Annotated in this window: 1 protein-coding gene; it reads right to left on the reverse strand. The window is 70.6% G+C overall.

Going from position 1 to position 3,716, the window contains the following annotated elements:
* The coding region (locus FSY98_RS16540) for a beta strand repeat-containing protein (RefSeq protein WP_396652357.1) at nt 1-3,716 on the reverse strand (3,716 nt) is incomplete at both ends.

The following is a 3,716-nucleotide window of genomic DNA, read 5'->3' on the forward strand; positions in this document are numbered from 1 at the left end:
CCACCGTGTCACCCACCACACCGATACCACCCGCACCCAACACCCCCGACTTCACCGCAGACAAAGCGGGAGTGCGAGGGATGACGACGGTCGTGGCATCGACGCCGTCGACGGTGGTGCCGTCGGGAGCGGTCGCGGTCGCGTCGACGGCGTTCGACACGGCTCCCGCGTCGATGTCGGACTGGGTCAGCGCATAGGTGGCCGTGCCACGAGCCTCCGCCCCCACCGGCAGCACACCCACCGCGTCCGGCGCGTCGCTCGGCCAGACGACATCGATGGCGCTCATGCCGGGCAGTGCGTCCGAGAGCGACACGTCGCGGACGGTCTGGTTGCCGCTGTTGACGATTCGGAACCCGAACTGCACGAGGTCTCCGACCTGTCCGGTCGCGCCGGCGGTGAGCGCCCCGGTCTTCTCCACGATGATGCCGGGGTCACCCGCGGCGGTCTCGGTGCGGACCACCCCGGACGGATCCGAGACCGGTGCGCCGTTCGGAGCAGTGCCGGCTGCCGTCGCCTGGTTCACGACCTCACCCGCGTCGACGTCGGCTTGGACGATCGCATAGCTGGCGGTGGCGGTGGCCCTCTCGCCGGGTGCGAGGACACCGGGCGTCTCTGGCCAGCGAACCGTCGGAACCGAGAGACCGGGCAGCGGGTCGCTGAGCGTGATGCCCGAGACCGTCACGTTTCCGTCGTTCTCGATCGTGAAGGCGTAGTCGACGATGTCGCCGACCGCTCCATCGCCGCGGAGCGTCGCGGTCTTGCCTGTCACCAGCTCGGGCGCAGCGGTTGCGACTGCGGTGTCCGTCGGCGGGGTGCTCGACGTGATGGTGTCGCCGACCGGGGGCTTGCCGCTGGCGGTCGCGATGTTCGTCACGGAACCGCGATCGACGTCGGCCTGCGTGATCGTGTAGTCCGCCGTCGCGTCGACGGTCTCGCCGGGCAGCAGCACCCCCGGGTCACCCGGCCAGTCGAACTCCGGGGAGCTGACTCCGGCCAGCGCGTCGACGAGGTCCACCAGGGTCAGCGTGACGTTGCCGGTGTTGGTGATGCCGAAGGCGTAGTCGATGCGGTCGCCGACGTCGCCGGCGCCGTCGACCGTACCGACCTTCGTGGCGGCGAGCCCCGGACGGGCGGCGATGACGACGGAGTCGATGGCGGAGCCGGTCACGTCAGCACCGCGCGGGGGCGTTCCCGCACCGTCGACCGCGCTCGAGACCCGACCTCGGTCGACGTCGGCCTGGGTGAGCACGTACGTCGAGGTCGCGGTCACCGTCTGGCCGGGCAGAAGGACGCCGGGACGCGCGGGATCGGGCCAGGTGTAGTCCGGGGCCGTGGACGCGGCGAGCCGGTCCGTGAGCGAGACGGCGGTCAGCGTGACGTTGCCGGTGTTGCGCAGGGAGTAGGTCCACGTCACCACGTCGCCGGCGACCCCCGTCGCAGCGGGGTCGAGCGCAGCATCCTTCGTCACGTCGACCGACGCCTGGATACCCTGCGTGTCGACCGTCTCGATGCCTGCCGGGCTGGTGACGACGCCGCCGCGCGAGCTGCCTGTCGCGGTGGCCGCGTTCGCGATGGACCCTGCGTCGACATCGGTCTGCGTGATCGTGTACGCGGCCGTGGCGGTCGCCGACTGACCCGGTGCGAGCACACCCGTGGCGCCGGGCCAGTCGATCTCCGGTGTGCTCAGCCCCGGCATCGGGTCGGCGAGCGTGATGGCGCTGACCGTCACGTTGCCGGTGTTCGTGATCCGGAACGTGTAGTCGACGATCGCGCCGACGACTCCGTCGCCGTCGCCCTGGACCACGCCGTCCTTGGCCACGGTGAGCGCGGCAGCGGGCTGCACGGTGTTGATGACCACCGGGTTCGAGTCGGCCACGACGATCGTGCCCTGTTCGGTGATCGCCTCGACTCCTGCGACGTTGCGCACGAAGCCGCGGTCCACGTCGGCCTGGGTGAGGGTGTACCGAGCGGTACCGACCACCGTGTCGCCGACGAGCAGCTCGCCCTCGGGTCCCGGCCAGTCGATGTCGGGCAGGGAGAGCCCGGCGAGACGGTCGATCAGACGACCGTCCTGCACGGTGACGTTTCCGGTGTTCGTGACGACGAGCTGGTATTCGATGACGTCGCCGACCGCCCCGATCCCCGGCTCGAGCAGACGCCCGGTCTTGACGGTCGTGAGCTCTGCGGCCTCGGTGATGGGCAGGTCGTCGGATGCTGTGCGGTCGAGAGTCGCTCCCCCGGGCGTCGTCACCGACATGGTGACGGTGTTGGCGAGCGAACCACGGTCCACATCAGCCTGGGTGAGCTGGTATTCGGCCGTCGCGTCGGCAGAGGCCCCCGGCGCCAGGACGCCGACGGCACCGGGCCAGGCGACGTCGATCTCCGAGATTCCGGGGAGCGGATCGTCGAGCTGGATGTCGCTGAGGGTGACGTTTCCGGTGTTGGCGAGGCGGAACGTGTAGAGCACCGTGTCCCCGGCGCGTCCGGTTGCTCCGGGCTCGAGGGCGCCGTCCTTCGTGATCGCGGCGTCGGGAGCTGCCGATACGGTCGAGACGACGACAGGGTCGGAGGGGTCGTCGACACGGATGCCGGTCGGCGATGTGCCCGCCCCGGTCGCGACGTTGTCCACGGAGCCTCGGTCGACATCGGCCTGCGTGATGACGTACCGCGCGGTTCCGACGAGGGTCTCGCCGGGTGCCAGCACGCCCTCCATGCCCGGCCAGACGTACTCGATGTCGGAGAGTCCCTCGAGGTCGTCCTCCAGGGTCACCTCGTCGAGGGTTACGTTGCCGACGTTGCTCACCCGGACGGTGTAGTCGATGACGTCGCCCACCGCGCCGCCCGCGCCCTCGGCCAGTTCCGCGGACTTCGTCGTCTCCACCGCGGGGAGGGCTGCATCGAGTGGAGTGACGACCTCGGCCGAGGATGCGGTGACCGGAGTACCGCCCGGTGCCGTCGCGTTCGCCCGCGCGGTGTTCGCCACAGCCCCTGCGTCGACGTCGGCCTGCGTGATCGTGTACTGCGCTGTCGCGGTGGCCACCTCGCCGGGCGCGAGCACACGCGTCACGCTCGGCCAGATGATGACCGGCGCGCTGAGACCGGCGAGCGAATCGGCGAGGACGACACCCGAGAGCGTCACGTTGCCGCGATTCTCGATCGTGAACGAATACGTGATGGTGTCGCCCGCGGCGCCGCCGGTCGCGGCGTCGTCCTTGGTGACGACGAGCACTGGGTCGGCGGTGAGAGGAACCGTCGCCGGGGCGGATGCCGTCACCGGGGCGCCACCGTTCGGGGGCGTGCCGGCGCCGGTGACGAGACTGCTGACGCTTCCCGCGTCGACGTCGGACTGGGTGAGGCGGTAGGACGCGGTCGCCGTGACCGATTCTCCAGGGGCGAGCACGCCGACCGGGGTCGTCCATACGTACTCGGGAGCACCGACTCCGGCGAGAGCATCGCTGAGTGCCGCGCCGCTGAGCGTGACGTTCCCGTCATTGGTGAGGACGTACGTCCAGATCACCTCGTCGCCGGCACGACCGGTCGCTCCGTCGGCGAGGCGTCCCCCGTTGACGACGGAGAGCTGCGGTGCGGCGGTCTGGGTGGGGACGATGCTCTCGGGCGAGGTCGCGGTGATCGGACCACTGCGCGCCGGGGTCCCCGTCGCGGTCGCCGTGTTCACCACACGCCCCGCATCCACATCCGCCTGCGTGATCACATAC

Origin of the sequence: Microbacterium sp. 1.5R (assembly GCF_007667425.1) — a bacterium.
Classification (GTDB): Bacteria; Actinomycetota; Actinomycetes; order Actinomycetales; family Microbacteriaceae; genus Microbacterium.